This is a genomic window from Tissierellales bacterium (genome assembly GCA_035301805.1).
In the GTDB taxonomy this organism is placed as follows: domain Bacteria; phylum Bacillota; class Clostridia; order Tissierellales; family DATGTQ01; genus DATGTQ01.
This window is the reverse complement of record DATGTQ010000042.1, coordinates 1-4,452: the sequence shown is the minus strand read 5'-3', so window position 1 is coordinate 4,452 and position 4,452 is coordinate 1. Positions and strand designations below refer to the sequence as shown.

The following is a 4,452-nucleotide window of genomic DNA, read 5'->3' as shown; positions in this document are numbered from 1 at the left end:
TAGATGCTTTATATATGGGGTTTTGTAAAGAGGATATTTTAAAGTTTATAGAAGATTTAGTTGAGGAAATGGAGGGATTAAATAAAGATGATTAAAGTAGAAGGCTTAAATAAATCTTTAGGTGGTAATAAAATATTAGATGATGTAAATCTACATGTTAAGAAAGGTTCCATATACGGTCTTATTGGTCCTAACGGAGCAGGAAAGACTACTTTAATAAAAACTTTAGTAGATATTTATGAATCAAAAAAGGGAGATATTCAAATTGAAGGTGAAGTTATAAAAGAGAATAAAAAAATAAAATCAGGGATTGGCTATATATCAGATTTCCAATATTTTTATCCTTCTTTTAAGGTAAAGGAAATTGTAGAATTTTATAAAGGTGCTTATCCTCAATGGAATGAAATTAGATATAGTCAACTAATGAAACTCTTTAATCTTGATGAAAATAAAAAGATTAAATATTTATCTAAAGGTATGAAAACTCAATTAGCTATATTATTGAATTTTTCAATTATGCCAAGAGTACTTATATTAGATGAACCTACTTCAGGATTGGACCCTGTTATGAAAAGGAAAATGTTAAATTTAATAGTAGATGAAGTAAGTACCAATGGCACTACAGTTTTAATTTCTAGTCATAATTTAGGAGAATTAGAACAAATATGTGATCACATAGGTATTATTCATAAAGGGAAAATTTTATTAGAAGATAGTGTGGAGAATTTAAAAAGCAATGTAAGAAAGATTCAAGTAGCTTTTAAAAATGGATTACCAGATGAGATAAAAGAAAATGAAGATGTTTTAAGGACAGAAAGTATTGGAAGGATTCACCAGATAGTAGTTAGAGACAATTTGGAAGGGGTTTTAGATATAGTTAAAAGTCATAATCCAATTTTACTAGAAATGGTGGATATGTCTTTGGAAGAAATATTTATACACAGAATGGAGGGAGAAGGTTATGGATTTGAAGATATTGGGCTATAACAAAACATTGTTTAAAAAAGATTGGAACATGAGTAAATGGTCAGCTTTCTTTATTGCAGGTATGTTATTTTTTACAATGACTTTAGGAATAATAAGAACTAATAGTGAATACGAAACTATAGTGAAAGAGGCAGAAGAACACCCAGAGCATTATGATTATTTTGATGCGGAGGAATATAAGGAATCTACTAAAGATTTTGTTAAATTTAGGTTTAAAGAACTAACATTTATAGAAATGATTATATTAGCCTTAGTGCCAATATCTATAGCAACTCTTTTATTTGGCGAAGAAAAGAGGAGAAAAACCTTTGAGGTCTTGGCAACTATGCCTTTTACACGATGGGAAATATTTTTCAATAAATTATTAGTAGCTTTTACAAATCTTATTTTCCCTTTTTTAATAAATGCTTTAATAATGACTTTAGCTCTAGGAATTAGTAAAAATTTGAGAGAATTTTATTCTGTAGGTTTAGTAATGACTTGGTTAGGGGCAAATATTTTTAGATTATTCGTCTTTCTAGGGTTTTCATTTTTATTTGCAACATTAACAGGAACAAGTATATCACAAATAGCTTTAACGGCTATTTTCCTTATATTTCCTCTTGGGTTTATGGGATTAATAGAAATGAACTTATCTGCATGGGGCTATACTACTGTAAAAATAGATGAAATATTAAATATTTTAGCTAGATATAGTATACCATATCTAGTCTTTAACCTTGAACGTTCGGCTATAATTTTCCACTTCATATCAGGAATACTTATGTTTATATTTGCAAAAATATTATTTGATAAAAATACAATAGAAAGAAGTGGAGAAACCTTAGAATTTGAATCTTTAGAAACATTTTTTAAAGTAGGTGTAACAGGATGTATTTCCCTATTAACAGGAGTAATATTTGAGTCTATTGGATGGAGTTTTGATTTTCCTTATAGTGTGTCTATTATAATAGGATATGTAGTTGGAATAGTTTTGGGTTGGTTAATAGCAACCTATAGTATAAAGTTAAATAGAAGTAAGATTTAAAAGTGTGGCAGGGGAAACTCTGTCACACTTAGTAGTTATTATAAGGATTATAGACTAACAGCAATTTTAACTTTAAGAATTTTTTTCAAGAACTCCTGCCTTAGCTAAGGATTCTATAAGACCTTTTATTAATATAGAATAAACAGGAATATTTATAGCTTGTTTACTTGCCGCTTTTGACATAGTAATAATAAAAGGATGGTCAAAAAGTATATTTCTAAAATAAGGAACCATTAAAACCGATGTAATTACTTGTCCTACTAATATGGCTACGAAGATTTTCCATAGTGGAAACTTTGGTAATTTAGCCTTTAGAACCTTCATAAGAATTCCTGGAATAATACCAGTGAGAGCTGAGGTTAGAACAAAATGAGGCATAAATGGCCCTGTTGGTCTAACTATGAAACTAACTATATCTCCCAAAGCTCCGACAATACCACCAACAATAGGCCCAAAGACTATTCCAGCAAATATAATTGGAAATCCACCAAAGTTAATAACCCCAGGAATAGTAATGATTCTTGATAGCACGATATTAAATGCAATTAAAAAGCCAGATATAGCAATAGTTTTTATATCTATCTTCTTCAAAAAAATACCTCCTTTCATAAATGATATGACAGTCTGCCATATCAGAAAGAAGATATACTGATAGTGTCAGCGAACGCGATAACATAACGCAAGCATTAGCTTTTCGTTCAAAAGCGACGTCCCATCCTTTGACACTTAACGTATGTTACCTACTCTGTCATTTTAAATTTTAAAAACGAGTATTTTGTACTCATCTCAAATATATCAGATTATTGGTCCTTTTTCAAATATACTAATATAAGAAGCTATTAATTATATAAAATACTAGTTATAATAGTAGTTTGGTTTTTATGTTATGGAAAGGGTATTTATATATTGTAATTAATGAGATATAATATATGAAAACACAATAATTTAAGGTGGTTGAGAAATGAAAAAAGACTTTAATAATCTTGATAGAAAAATATTGTTTTGGTTTAATGATACTCTTAAAAATAAATTTCTAGATAAATTTATGTATATATTTACTTATATGGGTGGTTGGCTTGTAACTACGAGCTTTCTTGGAGGCTTATTTTTATTCGGTAAAGGGAAAACTAGGTTAATTGGCGGTGAAGGTTTAATAGCCCTTGGAATAAGTCAATCTATAGTTAGCATTGTAAAAAAGATTCTAGAGAGAGAAAGACCATATAAAATTTTAAAAAGTATTAATACTTTCGGGATAGAACTTAAAGACTATTCTTTTCCATCAGGCCATACAACTGCAGGTTTTACTATAGCTACAATATTGTCATTAAATATACCTTCATGGTCTATATTATTCTATTTAATAGCTTTAATAGTAGGTATATCTAGAATGTATTTAGGTGTTCATTATCCTACAGATGTAGTAGCAGGAATAATTTTAGGAGTCTTAACTTCTGTAATTGTTCATTTTAAATTACTAATTCACATAGAAAAGCTAATGAAATCTTTAAATTTAATATAATAATATAGAGTATTTTAGATTGTAAACCTAGATTAGTAATCTTTGATTGTGGTATAAATATAATATAGGTTTCATAGAGAGAGGTGGATGCATATATGTTAATGAATAATTTTTTAAAGAATAGGAAATCCGTTAGAGAGTATAAAAATAAGAATGTAGATAAGAAACTGCTAGATGAAGTTATTAACTATGGAAGAACTCTCGAAAAATGTGTAGGAGATGAATGTTTTAATTTTCCATTATTTACAGATGGAAAAAATGTATATGATACTTTTAAAGGAAAAGGCGGCTATGCAGGAGTAATGATTGAAAGTCCACATTACATAGGTTTAGAAATAACAAAAGATAGTCCAAAAAATATAATAAGAGCTGCCTATGGAATGGAGAAAATGATAACCAAAGCTATAGAACTTAATTTAGGGACTTGTTGGATAAGTATACAGGATGTAGATGAAAATTTCAAAAAAGAAATATATCCTGGATTAGAAGGAAATATGGATTATTTATTATCCATAGGTTATCCAGTACCTAAAAACCCTTTTATAGAAGAAAGCAGTAGTGGTAGACATTCTGTAGAAGAAGTAGTATTTAATGGGAAAGTAGGTAAGCCTATAAGCTATGAAGAGCTAGAAACAAGAGGACTAAGTGATTTATTTTACTACCTAAGGTTTGCACCTTCTAGTCATAATAGTCAACCATGGAGATTTATATTAAAAAATGATAGAATTATTTTAACACTGAAAGATTCAGATGAAAACCTTAATTTAACAGATGCTGGTATAGTGATATATTATTTAGAACAAATGTTAAAGTCAATAGGATTAAGTGGAGGGTGGCAGTTAATTCCTCAAGAATTTGATGAATATGAGGGAAGTAAATATACTCATATAGCAGAGTTTAAAATATAAAAAATATGCCT

The 4,452-nt window shown here is 28.8% G+C and carries 5 protein-coding genes and 1 riboswitch; of the genes, 4 read left to right on the top strand and 1 reads right to left on the bottom strand.

Translation table 11 applies throughout. The features are described from left to right. The first annotated feature begins 87 nt into the window (after positions 1 to 87). Complete coding sequence (locus VK071_01960; GenBank protein HLR34074.1) at positions 88 to 987, top strand: ABC transporter ATP-binding protein; 900 nt, start codon at positions 88 to 90, stop codon at positions 985 to 987. Next, positions 962 to 2,014: an ABC transporter permease subunit gene (locus VK071_01955; GenBank protein HLR34073.1), complete on the top strand. Its 1,053-nt coding sequence runs from the start codon at positions 962 to 964 to the stop codon at positions 2,012 to 2,014. The genes VK071_01960 and VK071_01955 overlap by 26 nt, the downstream gene beginning before the upstream one ends. A gap of 72 nt (positions 2,015 to 2,086) precedes the next feature. Here the strand turns inward: VK071_01955 and VK071_01950 are convergent, their stop codons facing one another. Next, positions 2,087 to 2,605 carry a folate family ECF transporter S component gene (locus VK071_01950; protein HLR34072.1) on the bottom strand — a complete coding sequence of 173 codons (519 nt, stop codon included), beginning with the start codon at positions 2,603 to 2,605 and terminating at the stop codon, positions 2,087 to 2,089. A gap of 65 nt (positions 2,606 to 2,670) precedes the next feature. Continuing rightward, positions 2,671 to 2,764, bottom strand: a riboswitch (THF riboswitch). Positions 2,765 to 2,975: 211 nt separating this feature from the next. Here VK071_01950 and VK071_01945 point away from each other — a divergent pair. Then, positions 2,976 to 3,533: a phosphatase PAP2 family protein gene (locus VK071_01945; protein ID HLR34071.1), complete on the top strand. Its 558-nt coding sequence runs from the start codon at positions 2,976 to 2,978 to the stop codon at positions 3,531 to 3,533. Positions 3,534 to 3,628: 95 nt separating this feature from the next. Continuing rightward, positions 3,629 to 4,441, top strand: a complete 813-nt coding sequence (locus VK071_01940; GenBank protein HLR34070.1) for a nitroreductase family protein — start codon at positions 3,629 to 3,631, stop codon at positions 4,439 to 4,441. Positions 4,442 to 4,452 lie beyond the last annotated feature (11 nt).